Genomic DNA, 16,592 nt, shown 5'->3' with positions numbered 1-16,592 from the left:
TAAATTAAGGTTTGTTAAAAGCCGTTCTGATATTCAGAACGGCTTTTTTTGTATCTGTAAACCCGGAATCCTGATTTTGCAGCATACCGTTTTACCAAAATTTGATCCCGCAAGTAAGTCTATTTAAAAAAATGCTTGTACGGAAAGTTGTATTTCCTGTATCTTGCTTCTTTAAATAAAAACCTAAATCCAGATGATCCAGTTCAGGAAACCACAGTCCATTAAAACTTACAGCTTAATCTTTACTTTCTTTTTATTTGCCGCTTTTGCACAGGCTCAAACAAAAACCGGAACGCTCAATGACATCAGCTTTCTTGAAGGTCACTGGCTGGGAAATTACAACGGCGGTCCGATTGAAGCATCATGGACAGCTCCGGCAGGAAATAATATCATGGGTTACATTCGCATGATCAAAGATGACAAACCTGCGCTTTACGAGGTTTTTGCCTTTGAACAAACTGAAAAAGGGCCAGTTGCCATGGTAAAACATTTCAAGCCGGGCTTGATAGCACTTGAAGAAAAAGAAGTTTCGGACCGTTACAATTTTATTGAAGCCAAGAAAAACCAGGCTTTATTTGAAAAAGACGATGTTTCTGTAAGGATCATTTATGAAAGACGTTCGCAGAACCAGCTGGTAATTCAAAGAGGCAAGATGGAAAACAATAAATGGGTTTTCGTCGATTTGTTCGTATTTAACCGTATTCCTTAATTCATATCAGTTTGTTGAGTAACAAAAAAGCAGCATTTTTATAAATGGCTGCTTTTTTGCTTTAAAGCTAGTTTTTAAGGATCAGATAAACGCCGATAACCAGCAGTATTACTCCGAGTATTCTTGGCAATGTAATTTGATGTACGGCAAATCCCTGCAGACCGTAATGATCAATGGTGATTGCTGCAACCATTTGTCCGGCTATAACCAGACAAATCATATTGGCAGGCCCTATTTCCCGGATAATGAATATTACTGTAATGATGTAAAATGCACCGAAAATACCGCCTGTAAATCGAATCCAGGGAATTTGCCGGATCTGGCTGAATCCCGGAACCGGACTTTGATTAAAACATGCAAAAGCAATCAGCAGAACAGCAAGCCCGACCAGAAAAGAAGTAACTGCCGCAAGGATCGGATTGTTGAGCGATTCACGCAGTTGCGCATTTACACCGGATTGAACCGCATTGCTGATACCGATCAGAAAAGCCAGAAGTAAAAAAAACCAGTTCATAAAATTTCAGACGTGAGCTGCCATTTACTTTTTCAACTCACTTACTTCATCCGGATCCACTGTTCTGAAACGGCCGTAAACCCTTAAAATAATGCCGAGTGCAACGGTAACTTCGGCTGCTGCAACCACAATCACAAAAAGAGAAAAAAGTTGTCCGCTCAGTTTTTCAGGATCATGCCGGCTGAAAGCGACAAGATTGATATTCACTGCATTCAGCATCAGCTCTATTCCCAGCAGAATTCCTATAAAATGCCGCTTGGTTACTGCAATAGCCAGTCCAATGCTGAACAGCGCTGCGCCGACCAGAAGGTAATGTTGTATCGGAATCATATTCATGACGCAGGATTGCGGTTTAGTGCAAGATATGCTGCGCCAACAAGCGCAACCAGCAACAATATGCCGGCTATTTCAAAAGGGAGCAAATGACTTGTCATCAATTCGACGCCGATTGTTTTTATGGTTGATTTGCTGTTGATGGAATTTCCGGCCATTTTGAAATCGGATAAAAAAATAATCCGGCCCAGAAAAACAAAGAATCCGGCACCAAGCAAAAAGCCCCATATTTCTCTTTTGGTTGGTATTTCAATCTTGTTATGCGCGGTAGCATTGTCCCGCTTGTCCGGTTTATGCGTAAGCATAATACCAAAAATGAGCAGAACCAGAATTCCTCCGACGTAAATCATGATTTGTGCTACGCCGAGAAAATCGGCGCCGGCAAGAACGTACAATGCAGCAACTCCCAGAAAAGTCAGAAACAATGCAAAAGCAGCATAAATCAGGTTTCTGGAAAACAAAATGAAAAAAGCAGCAGCAATTGACAATACTGAAAATCCATAAAATGCTGCTGCTTCCATTTTTATCAATTAATCAATGAAGAAAATTCCGGCTGTAAATATAACGTTATTCTTTTGAAGGCTTGGGCTTCATTGTCGGACGGAAAACCACTTTTGGCTTGACTTTCTCACCTTCTTTTACTTCTGTCTTAATTTCTTTATCCGCTTCCGCCTCTGCTTTGACCTCCACTTTCGGCTTCATCGTAGGACGAAACGCAGGCTTCGCAGGCGCAGCTTCTGAAGGAACTTCCGAAACAGGCTTTTCCGCATTTTCATCCGAAATCCCTTTCGGCTTCATCGTAGGACGAAATGCAGGCTTCGCAGGCGCAGATTCCGAAGGAACTTCCGAAACAGGCTTTTCCGCATTTTCATCCGAAATCCCTTTCGGCTTCATCGTAGGACGAAACGCAGACTTCGCAGGCGCAGCTTCCGAAGGAACTTCTGAAACAGGCTTTTCCGCATTTTCATCCGAAACCGTCTTCGGCTTCATCGTAGGACGAAACGCAGGCTTCGCAGGCGCAGCTTCCGAAGGAGTTTCCGAAACAGGCTTTTCCGCATTTTCATCTGAAACCACTTTCGGCTTCATCGTAGGACGAAATGCAGGCTTCGCAGGCGCAGATTCCGAAGGAACTTCCGAAACAGGCTTTTCCGCATTTTCATCCGAAATCCCTTTCGGCTTCATCGTAGGACGAAACACAGGCTTTGCAGGCGCAGCTTCCGAAGGAGTTTCCGAAACAGGCTTTTCCGCATTTTCATCCGAAATCCCTTTCGGCTTCATCGTAGGACGAAACGCAGGCTTCGCAGGCGCAGCTTCCGCAGAAGTTTCCGAAACGGATTTTTCCGCATTTTCATCCGAAACCACTTTCGGCTTCATCGATGGCCTGAATGGAGCAGCTACCTTTTCCTCCTTCTTCCCTTCCTCCTTTTCCTCCATTTTCGCAATCAAAGGTTTCCTAGGCTGAAAAGCCGGCCTGGCAGCAACTGCCTGTCCTTCCTCCTTCTTCCCTTCTTCCCTTTCCTCCAAACTCACACCCGCCTTCTTCACCGCCTTCAACGCCTCTTTTTCCTTTTGAAACTGATCGAGCAGCATACGTTTTTCATCCGCTTCTTCCGCAGTAAGATTGGCATAATTATAAACCATATCCCGTACATCAAACTCGCTGTAATCAAAAGTTTTGGTCATTGTGAGGCATTCCGTCGGGCAAACCGTTGTACAAAGGCCGCAATAGCAGCATTTGGCCATATCAATATCGAATTTCGCAGCGTACAAGCGGATCGGCGAACCGTCCGATGCACGTCCGACTTCTTCAATGGCCCGGATCGGCTCAATGTCAATGCAATCCACCGGGCACACTTTCACACATTTATCACAGACAATGCAATCATCAATCTCGTTATGCAGGCGGTAACGGCCGTTATCCGGAATCGGGATCGTTTCCAGCGGATACTGAATCGTCACCATTCCCTCCTGCAGATCGTAGAAATTGTCTGAACGGATATCGCCGGGTTTCCGGCGGTTGCGTGCACTCCACAAATGGCGCAATGTCAGTCGCATGCCCGTCAGTGTTGTGCTGATCCCTTCTGATATATTTTTAAAGTAGGTCGACAAGATTATATTTAAATGTTTGCTGCTCCATTTTGCAGGACAATGTCTCTGACAAATATAGAGCAAACTATATTAAAACTTATTTTCGATCAGAACACCTTCCAGAAGTTCTTTCAGCTCTTTCTGAATAGATTCCGTTTTATCAGAAATATACCAGCGCTGAATGTCCTCTGCAAATTCCATGTAAGGTTTTACCGGATTTGCCTGATATGCTTTCAGCATTTCCTGCGCACCGGCCGGACGCGGCCCCCAGGTAAAAAGCTCATTGAAGTTTTCATCCAGGGCAATCAGTTTCGGAATGGAACGGCCGCCATTTGTAAGGTAGGCATCCATTATTTCCGGATTTTCGTCCCGCAGCAGCAATTTCACCGTAATCTGAGAATTGAATAAAGCCAATGCCACAATGGAAGGAATATTCTGTGCTGCATCACCGCACCACGCTTCTGTCAGAATAAACCAGGTTTGAGGAAACTGAAACTGGCTGATGGTCTTTTTCAAATCTTCATTAACCGTAACCTTTTTATTCAGGCGCTGCATTCTGGACAAATTAAGCCTTGTATAATGTTTTAAATCCTCAGATTGTTTTAAGCCTGTTGTTGTGTTTTCCAAAACCACTTTTTCCATCAACTCCATGTAATCCGAATAGGAATAAGCTTTTTCGGTAACGGCATACGGAAACAAATGTGCTGCGTTTTTCATTCGGTGTTCTTTTAAATAAGAAACCCATTGTATACTGTTTCAGTTCATGTTTTTCAATGTAAAACACGCTCCGATTTCCTGAAAGGCAGATTGAAAATGAAGTTATCTACAAACTGTATCTTCAAGGTATTTCAAATATTTCAGCGCCAGAACATGCCTGTCAAAATGCTTTTTGGCAAAATTGTATCCGTAATTGCCCTGTTCACGGATCAGTTCCGGGTTGTTCATATATTTTCTTATCTTTTCTGCAAAATCCTCTGCATTCTCCGGCTCCACGAATACGCCTGCATTTGCCTTTTCAACAAGTTCACGTGAAATTCCGTCAATGGCCATCAAGACCGGTTTCCGGCATGAGAAGTAATCAAAAGTTTTATTGCTGTAAACGGTTTTGAAAGTATCCGCCTTTTTCAGAACAGACATGCCTATTTCGGATGCAAGAATATACCGGAACACTTCTATTTTGGGAACCGTATCCATAAATCGGACATTTTCCAGACAACGTTTCTGCGCTTCATGCATCAACGCTTTCTTTTGCATTCCGTCACCGATCAGCAGGAAATATGCATTTGTATCTTTCAGGATTTCAGCTGTTTCAATAATTTGTTCAAGATGATTTGCAACGCCATGCGCCCCGACGTAGACAATCACAAACTTGTTTTCAAAACCTTGCTCCCGCCGGAAAGCGTCACGATCAAAATCGCCTGCAACCTCGGCAGAAATGCTGAAATCGGCAGCATTTGGGATACAAATGATCTTTTCAGGATCTACATTTTTTAAATGAATCAAAGCATTGCGGAAAGCGGGCGTCAGGACGCTTATTGCCGTTGCTTTTTTTAATAAATATTTTTCAAACCGGAAAGCGAGCCAAATCAGGAACTTATTGGTTAAAACGCCGGTATCAACAGCGGACTCAGGCCATAAATCTCTGATTTCAAATACAAAAGGAATCCGTTTCAGCCGCGAAAGCACAACGGCCGTAATCCCGACAAACAACGGCGGAGAAGTAACAAGAATGAGATCATACTTATCTCTCGCCTGAAAAATCCCGGCCCAGACACCGGAAAAAGTAAAGGAAAAATAGCCCAGAAGCCTGCCCGCAAAACCCGAATTATAGTTCCCGGAAACGCGGCAGCGAATCACTTCAACCTGATTGCAATTGAATTTTTGCGTAATATATTTCTTTCCATTGCCGCCATGGCCTGAATCCATATAATGCGCCGTGCCTGCAATAACCGTTACTTTATGGCCTTCCTGAACCCAGATTCTGCTCATTTCATTCCAGCGCGAGCCGCCTCCGTCCGAATCTTCCAGAAAAAACTGGTGAATTAAAAGTATATGCATCGTGTGTGTTTAGCCGTCCTTGTTGCGGGCTTTGATTGTCGTTTGTATAAATCTTCCAAAAGTTGAAAAGACAAGCGCAGGACAATCCGTTTTCTGCCCGTAACTTTCAGAATTCCATCCTTTTCTTTTTACATATTCCATGCGGTTTCCCTTTTCATCCTGCGCATGTATTTCATAATGATCAAAAAAACTTTCACACGGATGCCAGATTTGCTTCATGGGCAGATTTGCCGGAACATTTTCAAGACTGTCTTCAATAATCCAGTGCAGTTTGCCGGCTTCTTTAAAAACTTTCCTTTTATGTCTGATTCCTTTCGCAACGCGGTAAAAACCTTCAAATTCAGCTTCTATTACAATCAGATCAGAATTTAAGAACCGGATTTTCCCCCAAGCTTTTCTGATCCAGCCAAACCAGATGAAGCGCGGGCCTTTCAGCATTTGATCAAAATCGCCGATCATAACCGTATTGTGCGACGCCGTACCGGCAAAATACCGGATCAGGTTTTCATCGGTATTATACTGAAATGTTCCTCCGTCGCGCAGTATATTTATGCCATTTGCCCAAATGTCAACATGCAGATTATCCGCCTGAAACGGCCTTTTTTCATAGCTTCCGCAGCGCAGAAAAGTAAGTGAAAACCGGTCTTTCAGAATATAATAGCCGCCGCTTTTAAATTCAAAATTTCCGTATTTCGATGTTTGCTTCGGACTTGCGAATTTCTGATTTTCTCCTGAGAACCAGCTTGTTTCCTCATTCCACTTTCCAATTCCATACGCATGATCCCGTTTTAAAGCATTTGCCAGCGCTGCAAGCTGAGGGCGAAAATCACGAAAGTGACAATCGGTTAACGGAAAGAACAAAGCGCCGTCATTGTTGCCGTAATTCGGAAGCCAGCCTGTCATTCCATCCTGACATGCCTGTAAAAAATGCAGTGATTTTTCTGCAAGCGTATATACATGTGCCGGCCATTTTTCCTGATTTTTTTCCGCTATGCAAATAGCCATTGTCAGTAGCTGAACTGCAATGCGGTGATAATTCATGGAGTACTGCAAAAATGTGCCGTCATCATCAATCTGAAAAGCAATTTCCTGTTCAAACCAGCGCTTTCCTTTCTGTTTCCATTTACCGCTTTCCGGAAAAAGAGGGTAGAGCAAACCAATGAAATAGAGCCCGAAAGTTTCCGTTAATGCATGATTATTCCGGACGGCAATGCGCGTAAAGCTGCTGTTTCCTTCCACACGGCGCATTTGATGACGAATGCTGTTCACAACCTTCTCAAAAATCGGAGGCGTAAGTGTTTCGGAAAACTTGTAATAATGAACCGCAAATGTCCAGTTGATAACCCGCAGCGTTATTTCCTGACCACACCGCCAGTTCGGTCCGCAATTGACTGGATTTTGATCAATCCAGTCGGTAATGAATGCGAAAACAAGCTTGGACTGATCTCGCTGAAAATGAAAGTCATAACGGATCAGATCATATAAAAATGTAAACCTCGACTTTTCCCAGACGTACTTGATATCGCCGGCCTGCCTGGAAAAATCCGGAATTTCCGTCCAGTGCTTTTTGGAGTCGAATGTAAATCCCGTTTTCGGATGGGTATGCCAGTCATTCGCATGATGCCATTCGGAGGAAAAATATAAAAACCGGTTCTGAGAAATTTTCTCTGCATGTTCCTTTAACTGATGCAAGGAAGTATTTCTTTCCAGATTGATTTTTGCGGAATCAAAGAAAAACTGAACAGGTTGCAACCGCCAGTTTTCCAGCGAAAAAGATTTTTCCTTGGCATGAACCGGAAAACGAAGTTTCAGCAATCCCGATTTTAACCGGATTTCATATCCTATACGAAAGCATACATACCGGAAACCCATATTTTGAATGAACCGGATCATATTTTTACCCAGCTGAACGTTTTCAGACTTTCCAGTGCCGCAAAAGTTACCCGTGAAGTATGGATAATTTCTTCAAAAGGGATCAGCGGCGCTCCGCCATTTTTGACCATTTCCAGCAACCGGCCGAACTGCTGTTTGTGGCCTTTATCCTGCTGCGTTTTCAGTTTTGTAAAAGGACTGAACCCGTAGCCTGTCAAAGTCCTGAAATTATCCAGGATCAGCGTGCGGCCCAGCGAATAAACTTCAATCCGTTCCTTTGCATAGGCATTGTTTCCATTTGAAAAATAGTTGATAACACCCGTTGAGCCATTTTCACATTTCAGCAGCATACTTGCATTATCGGCAGTTTCGCAGGCATTACCGGCCGAATTCATACAAACGGCTTCTATTCTGCTGCCGGTAATGAAAATGAAAAAATCAACAAAATGACAAGCTTCGCCGATGATGCGCCCGCCGCCTCTCGCACGGTCATGAACCCACGATTCTGCCGGAATAAAACCTGCATTTACCGTAATAACCACGTTCATAAGACTGTCTTTCAAGAGCAGTTTCATTTTCCGAGCATGCGGAGAAAAACGCCGGTTGTATCCAACCGTTAAGGAAACCGGGCCGGGTTCCAGTTTTTGCCAGACATTGGTAATTTCATCCAGTTCAGCCTGAAAAATAGCAAGCGGTTTTTCAACAAATACATGTTTTCCGGCCAGCAACGATTCCAGAACCATAGCTGCATGCTGCTGATGCTGCGTTGTAATCATCACCAGATCAATTTCCTTGTCATTCAATATTTCCTGAAAATCACTGGTCGCAAAAGGAATGTTGTATCTCCGGGCGAGTTCTGCTGCTGAAAAACCGTCTGTGCTGGCGATGTATTTTAGCTCGGTTCCTTTCAGCAAAGGAAGCATTGTCGTCCGGGTAAAATTCCCGGCTCCTATTATTCCGGTTACGCCTTTTCTGCCGGCCAATATTTTATCCGAAAACCGGGTTACCGAGCGATTACTCACAACTTTCGGGTAATCCAGAATGATGGCAACAGACTTTGAGGAGCTGATATTTTTATAAGCCCTTTTGAAATCTGCCAACGGAATGATCTCGGAAATCAGCGGTCTGACATTCAGAGAGCCGGATGAAAGCAGTTCCAGAATGGCCTGAAAATTCCGGTTTTCTGTCCACCTTGCAAACGGCAGCGGATAATCAATTCCTTTCTGTTCATAATTATGGTCATTACGTCCCGGTCCGTAAGAGCAGGAAACCTGAAAAGTCAGCTCTTTTTCATAAAAATCTGCCCGGTTAAGGTGAAGTCCTGTCACGCCGATCAATACGATTTTGCCTCTTTTTCTTGAAATATGCGCAGCTTGTGAAATAATGCTGTCTGAACGGGAAGACGCTGTAATAATGACGCCGTCAGCGCCCATGCCGTTTGTCAGTTCAGCGACAAACTTTTCAGCATCCGTCATGTCCGGATTAAGAGTAATTATATCTTTGGAGGCAATTGCCCGTTTTTGTTCGTCCGGGTCAATCCCGATGACGCGGCAGCCATTGAGCCGCAGAATTTCAGCCGTCAGCAAGCCGGTCAGCCCCAAACCGGTGACAACGACCGTTTCGCCTATTGCAGGTGAAAGCAGCCTGATTCCCTGCAGAGCAACGGAAGCAATGACGGTAAACACAGCATCTTCGTCGGGAACATGATCCGGGACTTTGGCAACAAGGTTTCGGGATACACAAACAATCTCTGCATGCGGCCCGTTGCTGATCACACGGTCACCGACTTTCAAATCCTGAATTCCTTCACCAATGGCTATAATGGTGCCCACATTGCTGTATCCGAGCGGGATCAGCTGATCGAGTTTGTTGTAAATTGTTCTGATCGCCGGAACAAGGCCGTCCGACTTTATTTTTGAAACGGCCAGTTTGACCTTTTCAGGCTGCTGCCGGGCTTTTTCAAGAAGATTTGCCTGGCTGAATTTTACCAGCATTCTTTCCGTACCGCTTGAAATCAGGCTTTTATGTATCCGGATCAGTACGCAGCCTTTTCTGACCAAAGGTGCGGGAACTTCCTGCAGAGCGGTTTCGCCCGTCCGGAGATTCTGGGTAAGTTGTTTCATTTATAAAATAGCGTGTGTTTCGTAGCGGAAATTACAATCTTGCGCGCAATAACAAAACTTTAATATTTTTAATAACTTACATACCGCAGATTTCGCAACCAAGTATAGGCTCTTTACTAATGAAAAAACATCTTAACGTAGGTATTATAGGTTACAAATTTATGGGCCGCGCCCACAGCAATGCATGGATGAAGGCACCGCTGTTTTTTGACCTGCCCGCAGTTCCGGTACTGAAAGCGGCATGCGGCAGACAAGAAGAATCTTTAAAGGAATTTGCCGGAAAATGGAACTGGGAAGAAACAGAAACGGACTGGAAAAAGCTTGTCGCAAGACCTGATATTAATATTGTAGACATTGCACTTCCGCAGCAGCTTCATTATGACGTAGCCATTGCGGCAGCGAAGGAAGGAAAACATATTTTTTGTGAAAAACCGCTTTCCATGAACAGCAAGCAGGCGGAGGAAATGCTGAAAGTTTGTGAAGACAATAAAGTAAAACACTATTTAAATCATAATTACCGAAGAACGCCGGCTGTTTCCTACGCCAGAAAAATGATAGATGACGGCAAAATCGGCCGTATTTTCCATTGGCGCTGTGCTTATCAGCAAGACTGGATCGTTGATCCTGAATTTCCGCTTACATGGCAGCTGCGAAAAGAAACGGCACAAGCCGGCCCGCAGTGGGACCTCAACTCACATGCCGTGGATCTGGCTCATTATCTGATCGGTGACATTGCAACGGTTTCCGCACTGACCACCCATTTTATCAAGGAAAGGCCGCTTGCGGATGAAACGACATCGGGCAACCTTTCTGCCTCAACCAAAGGAGATGAGAAAGGCGAAGTAACTGTAGAAGATGCCGCCTTGATGATGGTTACTTTCAAAAACGGCACAATCGGGTCATTTGAAGCTACGCGGTTTGCGACCGGCAGAAAAAACAGACTGACATTTGAAATTTACGGAAGTAAGGGAAGTCTGGTTTTTGACCTGGAAAGAATGAATGAACTTCAGTATTTTTCCAACGACGATGAAGCCGGGCAGCAGGGATTCCGGACTATACTCGCAACAGAAGCAGTGCATCCATATGCCGCAAATTGGTGGCCGGCCGGACACATTATCGGTTATGAGCACTCGTTTGTTCATGCCGTTGCGGATTTTATCAAAGCCATTGAAGAAGACACTGCCATCAAACCCGACTTTGCCGATGGTCTGAAAATCATTCAGGTACTGGAAGCAGGAATTGTTTCTGCAGAAACCGGATCGCAGGTTACGCTCTGATTTATCAATTTAAATTTTCATTATTCATGGTTGCCTATTTAATTGACTCAAATGGTTTATCAACCATGATTTGCAGAAAAAGTATTCTGACGTTTCTTGTTTTGCTTGCTGCAGTAAGCTCAAACGCACAAAATGCCAGGCGAACAAACAGCATCTTTGCACGTGAAAACCTGATTGCGTGGTGCATTGTGCCATATGATGTTAAAAACAGAACTCCGGCTGAACGCGCGGAAATGCTCAACAAACTGGGTATTACAATGCTTGCATATGACTGGCGCGAAAAGCATATTCCCGAATTTGATACCGAGCTGGACGAGCTGAAAAAACATCATATTGCATTGCAGGCATTCTGGCTTTATTCAGGCCCAAACCCTGAAAACGATAAGAATCTGGATATTATCATTGATTTACTGAAACGTCATAAAGTAAAAACACAGATCTGGTGCATGGTTGCAGGCATAAAGGACATTGACTCCATGACGCAGGACGAAAAAGTGAAGGTACATGCCAGGGCAATTGCTTATATCGCAGACAAAGCGGCTGAGATTGGCTGCAGCGTAGGTCTTTACAATCATGGCGGCTGGTATGGCGAACCGGAAAATCAGCTGGAAATTATCAGATACCTGAAGAAACCGAATATCGGAATCGTCTACAACTTTCATCATGCCGAAGAACAAATAGACAGATTTCCGGAATTTTTTCCTCGGATTGTTCCGCACCTAATGGCATTGAACCTTGCCGGGCTGAAAAAAGGCAATCCGGTTAAAGTTGTTCCTGTCGGCAACGGAGATGCAGAACTGAAAATGATGCAGATTGTAAAAAACAGCACATACCGCGGTCCAGTTGGAATCATCAACGAAGAGACTGCTCCGGATGCAGAAGAAGGCCTGACGATGAATATAAGCGGGCTAAAAAAGGTTCTGAAACAAATGGATGACAAGGAAGCTTTGAAGACTTATCAATAAAAATCTACAAATTGAATCAAGATCAAAGAATCGTACGCTGCTCCGGAGGAGCATTCTGTTTATAGCAAAAGAAATTAAGGAAGTTGTACATGGTTTCGGAGGAGCCCCCTTTTACGGATAGTCAGGAGGCCCCGCCGGGGCCGAATCGTGTATGAAAACGTTTAGTGCTACAAACAGGAGGCCGCTCTGCGGCCTAGGACAAATGCCGGAAATGGCAGGAGCTCAAAAAATAGAAACTACTTGTACGCTGAAGAACTACACCGCTCCGGAGGAGCATCCTGTTTATAGCAAAAGGAATTAGGGAAGTTGTACATGGCTTCGGAGGAGCATCCTGTTTACGGATAATCAGGAGGCCCCGCCGGGGCCGAATCGTATATGGAAACATTTAGTGCTACAAACAAGAGGCCGCTCTGCGGCCTAGGACAAATGCGATCAGCAAGCATATAAAAACCAAAAAGCACTTACGCTTTCGCTGTAAGTGCTTTTTTAATCGTGGGAGTTGAGGGATTCGAACCCCCGACCCTCTGCTTGTAAGGCAGATGCTCTGAACCAACTGAGCTAAACTCCCTTTTTCCCGTCGTTTGGGAGTGCAAATATGTGCGACTAATTTTGTAACTGCAACTTTTTTAATGAAAAAAAATCAAAAAATTTGCAATGCATTGATTATCAGGATTCCTTATTCAAAATTTAAATAAAGCGTTACCGTGTGCGTAGACAAACGGTTTATTCCCATCCCTGCTGAATTTTTTGTCGGCTGAAAAACATTCATCAAACCATGTGAAAAGCGCAGTTCCGGTGCAAATTTGAAGAATTCAAAAAATTGCTCGTAACCGATTCCGTAATCAATCGAGAAGTCGCTGGACTTCGTGTCCAGCCGGCCTCCGCCGCCTCCCCTGTTTCGCTTTACGTTCGTTTCTATTCCGAAGGTTACGCCGGCAAGCATGTACATTCTGGAATTTACACGTCTTAAGGATTTGTATTTCAGCAGCAAAGGAACTTCAATCCAGGTTGACTCCCGTTTTTCTGTTTTATCCGTGCCGTTTGGATAACTGAATTTAACATGCCGCTCATACAAGGAAACCGAAGGCGTAGTGCGCAAGTCAAAATGCTCGTTCATAAAAGCATTGATTGTAAAACCCATCCGGAATGCCGCATTGTTGGGCGACTGAATGACAAAGGCAGAATCCTTGGACACAAACTCGTTACTATGACTGATATTGAAGCGTGTGAAAGGAACCGCAAACAAAATACCGTAATGAATCGGTTTGTCATCGTAGAACTCCAGATGACGCCGCCTGTATCCGGTTCCCTGAGCCTGTACTTCCTGAGCTGCAAGCAGTAATCCAAGAAAGCCGAATATTACTTGTGCCCTATGTAAATTGAACAAATCCCGAAGGTAAGTGGTATGCATCTGGTATTTATGAATCCTGCTTTTTTAAAAATTTCAAGAAAAGCTTCTCCATCCGGAAACGCCTGAACAGATTCAGGCAGATATGTATATGCCGAACTGTCTTTTGAAACCGTCTTTCCAATCAACGGCAATATGTATTTGAAATAAAAATTATAAAACTGCTTGAACGGAAAGCTGCGCGGCTTGGAAAATTCAACTACAACGCAAGTTCCTCCGGCCTTCATGACACGGTTCATTTCAGTTAGTCCGGTTAGCAGATTCTGAAAATTACGTACTCCAAACGAAACGATAATTGCATCAAAATAATTGTTGGCAAAAGTCAAACTTTCCGAATCGCCGCTCTGAAGCGTAATGACATCCTGTTTTCCAAGCTTCGCTATTTTTTCGCGCCCGACGGCCAGCATTCCTTCCGAAATATCGACACCGATTATTTTTTCAGGTTTGAGAGAAAGTGCTTCTATGGCAAAATCACCCGTTCCCGTTGCAATGTCCAGAATGGTTTTCGGCTGCTGTTTCCGCAGCAGTTTTATGGCTCTTTTACGCCAGTAAATATCAACGCCTGCACTCAGAAGATGATTGAGCAGATCGTATTTGGGAGAAATATTGTCAAACATTTCTGCTACCTGCTCTCTTTTGCTTCCGTCCTTGTGCTTATAGGGTACTACACTCATTTTGCTTTTTTGTAAATACAACTATAAACAAAACTAACAGTTATTTTATTGTTAAATGACCGGCATGCAATCTTATTTGGATAATGCGCTGACCGGAACCCGAAATGTGCGTCTAATAGGCAGATCCTAAATTAATTCTGCATGCGCAAAGGTTTATTTTTTATTGTTTTTATTTTCAGCTTTTCCATATCATACGGACAAAAATCCAACGGTATCAGCAGGAAAAAAAGTTATGACCGGAAAGAACATTTTCCTTTTTCAGTAAGCCTGCGCGGCGGTCTTACGCAGTTTTACGGCGAGCTGAACGAGCAGGACATGCAGGGAATGGCCGGCATAAGTCTGGGAAAATCGTTTAATAAAAATCTGGCGCTGACTTTTGACTATACTGCCGGAAAGCTGGGCGGAGAGAAAGCGGCCTTTTTCAAATCCTATTTTATCAATGAATATAACTCGCTGGAACTGAATGTAAAATGGAACCTTACGGAACAGTTCAGCCGGCTTGAACCCGGTAATGCACACTTTTACTTGTACGGCGGCATCGGACTTGTCTGTTTCAGTGCAAATGCATTTGCAACCGATGACAACCGTTTGCTCCGGTTTACAAACAGCAAGCTCAGCGCGCGCAATCCTTTATTTTTACGATGGGGCCCGCCCAAAGGTCCTGCCGGAATCAAAAAGACGCACGAAGGCATTTTGCCTTTGGGTACTTCTCTGGATTTTCTGCTGTTCAAATCTTTGAAAATGGGAATAGATTACCGCTTCTATTTTGTGAGAACGGATAAAATGGACGCAACTTCTGGCCGCCGGCTGATCAATCCGGAGGAAAGCGAATCGTACAGCGATACGCCCAATGACAAGTTCAGCTTTTTGTCTGTTTTCCTGACTTACCGCTTTAAAGGAACAAAGCATTAAAACAGTATCAACTTGATGGAATTTATTTATCATGCCTTTATTTACCGGTTATTGGACGATAATGGGATTTTACGTCAGGCTCAGAAATACACCGGTATGCACCGTCTTTTCTGTGTTCTCCATTTTTTGTTAATATAATCCCCCGGTAAATCATTTTATAAGAATCATTGTAAGTTGTAAAAGAAGAAAACGACCGAATTGAAATCGAGCCGGCATGATCAGAAATGACGTCGCCAATGTTGTACAACTTGTTTGCAAATACAAATGTTTTGATCAGCGTATTACGTTCAATGTTATGGCGTAAAGTCATTTGATCCAATTCCGGTATATAGGTTTGTTCATTGTATTCAATTTTTTTCATCAGCGTTTTCAGTTCGCTCCGATGAAGCATTTTCAGCTGGCTTATTTCGGATTCATATTTCTTTTTTACATCGAGAAACTCTGTTTTTTGACGTAATTTCAGATAATCCGATTTTAGTTTATACCGCTGATCAGTGCATGCAACTTCCTTCATAAAATCTTCCGATTCTTTCTCATGCAGTGCCCTTAGCTGACATATTTCGGATTGCTGATCCTGATCTGCATCAGCAACTTTTTTATTCAAATTATCCAGTTCCTTTTTATGCCGTAATTTCAATCTGGCTAATTCCAGTTCATTTTCCAGATAACTGCAATCGAATTTTGAACAAAAAACTTTACGCTCATTTTCCTGCAGGAACTTTAATTCGTCAAGCTTTACATGAAACTCCTGATCAGACATTTGCTATTGCATTGATTGTTTAGCTTAGGAATACTTATGGAACTTTTCTTAACATGCGCGGCTCATTTTAACTGACAATCAAATGGCTGTTCATATTTAATAAAGGGTAAATAAATAATTCTTGATTTACTGAACAGATCAGCAATTACCCACAGGATTGCATAACTTACCAAAAGGCTATACTGCTATGTATATTTTTGTCCGTTTTCCTGACTTACCGTTTTGAAAGTCCAAAGCATCAGACTTATAAATTTCAACATGCCCGCTATGAATGCCAGTCCCGTCAAATATAAATTTTACCCTACGCTGCTGAATACTTACGACAGTTTCGAAAAAGGCTATGTAACAGAAACAGAGCTTATTGACCGTATTAACCGGCTTCCTTCCGTTCAGACGGAAGCGCAGGCAAAAGGAACTTCTTTTGAGGATGCCGCCATCAAGGGAATTAATGAAGAAATGTTTGATGCCGGTATTCTGGCCCGCGTAAGAGCACTTCTGCCCCGCCCGATGGTAAAAACCCAGGCTTACTGCGAATATCAGATTAATGACGTTCTGCTTTACGGCTATGTGGATGTAATTGGCAAAATCATGGCCGTCGATATTAAAACAACGGGTAAATACGAAGCCGGGAACTATGCAAAAAGTCACCAGAATTTTTATCTGCCGGCGCTGCGTTCAAAAGGGATCCGAAAGCTGAGATATGTAATTACTGATTTTAATGAGGTTTACAGCGAAGAATACGATCAGACTTTCGACTTTTCGCATCAGCTTTCCCAGATTAACGCTTTTTGCCAGTTTGTGGAGGATAATCGTGGCAAAATTACGGATTACAAGATTTTTGGAGGTGAAAAGTAAAGTGTGTTTGTGAAATGTCTGGAGTGAAATGTCTGGAGTGAAAT

16 protein-coding genes and 1 tRNA gene are annotated in these 16,592 nt (G+C 43.4%); 5 read left to right on the top strand and 12 right to left on the bottom strand.

The annotated features are described in order from the left end of the window. Window positions 1-193 precede the first annotated feature (193 nt). Complete coding sequence (locus FEM33_RS06300; RefSeq protein ID WP_139011235.1) at window positions 194-709, top strand: DUF6265 family protein; 516 nt, start codon at window positions 194-196, stop codon at window positions 707-709. Window positions 710-776: 67 nt separating this feature from the next. On the opposite strand, the gene FEM33_RS06295 is transcribed toward FEM33_RS06300, so the two are convergent. The 8 genes from FEM33_RS06295 to FEM33_RS06260 form a co-directional block, all read right to left on the bottom strand. Further along, on the bottom strand, window positions 777-1,223 hold the full coding sequence (locus FEM33_RS06295; protein ID WP_139011234.1) for a DMT family transporter: 447 nt from the start codon (window positions 1,221-1,223) through the stop codon (window positions 777-779). Between the two features lie 24 nt (window positions 1,224-1,247). Then, window positions 1,248-1,559: an NADH-quinone oxidoreductase subunit NuoK gene (nuoK, locus tag FEM33_RS06290; protein ID WP_139011233.1), complete on the bottom strand. Its 312-nt coding sequence runs from the start codon at window positions 1,557-1,559 to the stop codon at window positions 1,248-1,250. Further along, window positions 1,556-2,077 (bottom strand): NADH-quinone oxidoreductase subunit J family protein, encoded by a 522-nt coding sequence (locus tag FEM33_RS06285; RefSeq protein ID WP_139011232.1) that lies wholly within the window; start codon window positions 2,075-2,077, stop codon window positions 1,556-1,558. Before FEM33_RS06285 ends, nuoK begins: the two co-directional genes overlap by 4 nt. A 46-nt stretch (window positions 2,078-2,123) precedes the next feature. After that, a complete protein-coding gene (locus FEM33_RS06280) occupies window positions 2,124-3,665 on the bottom strand; it encodes a 4Fe-4S dicluster domain-containing protein (protein WP_229214114.1) in 1,542 nt (513 codons plus the stop codon). A 69-nt stretch (window positions 3,666-3,734) separates the two neighbouring features. Next, window positions 3,735-4,361, bottom strand: coding sequence for a thioredoxin family protein (locus FEM33_RS06275; protein WP_139011231.1), 627 nt, complete (start codon window positions 4,359-4,361; stop codon window positions 3,735-3,737). Between the two features lie 102 nt (window positions 4,362-4,463). Then, window positions 4,464-5,702: a glycosyltransferase family 4 protein gene (locus tag FEM33_RS06270; protein WP_139011230.1), complete on the bottom strand. Its 1,239-nt coding sequence runs from the start codon at window positions 5,700-5,702 to the stop codon at window positions 4,464-4,466. Window positions 5,703-5,711: 9 nt separating this feature from the next. Next, complete coding sequence (locus FEM33_RS06265) at window positions 5,712-7,595, bottom strand: heparinase II/III family protein (protein WP_139011229.1); 1,884 nt, start codon at window positions 7,593-7,595, stop codon at window positions 5,712-5,714. Beyond that, the gene (locus tag FEM33_RS06260; RefSeq protein WP_139011228.1) at window positions 7,592-9,697 is read right to left on the bottom strand and encodes a bi-domain-containing oxidoreductase; all 2,106 of its coding nucleotides are present in this window, start codon (window positions 9,695-9,697) and stop codon (window positions 7,592-7,594) included. The genes FEM33_RS06265 and FEM33_RS06260 overlap by 4 nt, the downstream gene beginning before the upstream one ends. A gap of 119 nt (window positions 9,698-9,816) precedes the next feature. On the opposite strand from FEM33_RS06260, the gene FEM33_RS06255 reads away from it, so the two are divergent. Together FEM33_RS06255 and FEM33_RS06250 are read left to right on the top strand one after the other, a co-directional pair. Next, window positions 9,817-10,974, top strand: a complete 1,158-nt coding sequence (locus FEM33_RS06255) for a Gfo/Idh/MocA family protein (RefSeq protein ID WP_139011227.1) — start codon at window positions 9,817-9,819, stop codon at window positions 10,972-10,974. A gap of 65 nt (window positions 10,975-11,039) precedes the next feature. After that, entirely contained in the window at window positions 11,040-11,939 is a 900-nt protein-coding gene (locus tag FEM33_RS06250; RefSeq protein WP_229214113.1) for a sugar phosphate isomerase/epimerase family protein, read from the top strand. Window positions 11,940-12,432: 493 nt separating this feature from the next. Here FEM33_RS06250 and FEM33_RS06245 read toward each other — a convergent pair. The 3 genes from FEM33_RS06245 to ubiE all read right to left on the bottom strand — a co-directional run bounded on the left by FEM33_RS06245 (window position 12,433) and on the right by ubiE (window position 14,021). Beyond that, window positions 12,433-12,507: transfer RNA gene (locus tag FEM33_RS06245), tRNA-Val, on the bottom strand. Window positions 12,508-12,615: 108 nt separating this feature from the next. Further along, window positions 12,616-13,326 (bottom strand): type IX secretion/gliding motility protein PorT/SprT, encoded by a 711-nt coding sequence (porT, locus tag FEM33_RS06240; protein ID WP_229214112.1) that lies wholly within the window; start codon window positions 13,324-13,326, stop codon window positions 12,616-12,618. Then, window positions 13,299-14,021, bottom strand: coding sequence for a bifunctional demethylmenaquinone methyltransferase/2-methoxy-6-polyprenyl-1,4-benzoquinol methylase UbiE (ubiE, locus tag FEM33_RS06235; RefSeq protein ID WP_139011225.1), 723 nt, complete (start codon window positions 14,019-14,021; stop codon window positions 13,299-13,301). The genes porT and ubiE overlap by 28 nt, the downstream gene beginning before the upstream one ends. Window positions 14,022-14,162: 141 nt before the next feature. Between ubiE and FEM33_RS06230 the strand changes: the two genes are divergently transcribed. Then, window positions 14,163-14,933, top strand: a complete 771-nt coding sequence (locus tag FEM33_RS06230) for a hypothetical protein (RefSeq protein ID WP_139011224.1) — start codon at window positions 14,163-14,165, stop codon at window positions 14,931-14,933. Between the two features lie 37 nt (window positions 14,934-14,970). Here the strand turns inward: FEM33_RS06230 and FEM33_RS06225 are convergent, their stop codons facing one another. Further along, window positions 14,971-15,693, bottom strand: coding sequence for a hypothetical protein (locus FEM33_RS06225; RefSeq protein WP_139011223.1), 723 nt, complete (start codon window positions 15,691-15,693; stop codon window positions 14,971-14,973). Between the two features lie 267 nt (window positions 15,694-15,960). Between FEM33_RS06225 and FEM33_RS06220 the strand changes: the two genes are divergently transcribed. Next, entirely contained in the window at window positions 15,961-16,548 is a 588-nt protein-coding gene (locus FEM33_RS06220; RefSeq protein WP_139011222.1) for a hypothetical protein, read from the top strand. The last annotated feature ends 44 nt before the right edge of the window (window positions 16,549-16,592 follow it).

Source organism: Dyadobacter flavalbus, assembly GCF_006149045.1.
GTDB lineage: Bacteria > Bacteroidota > Bacteroidia > Cytophagales > Spirosomataceae > Dyadobacter > Dyadobacter flavalbus.
This window is presented reverse-complemented; position numbering and strand designations above follow the sequence as displayed.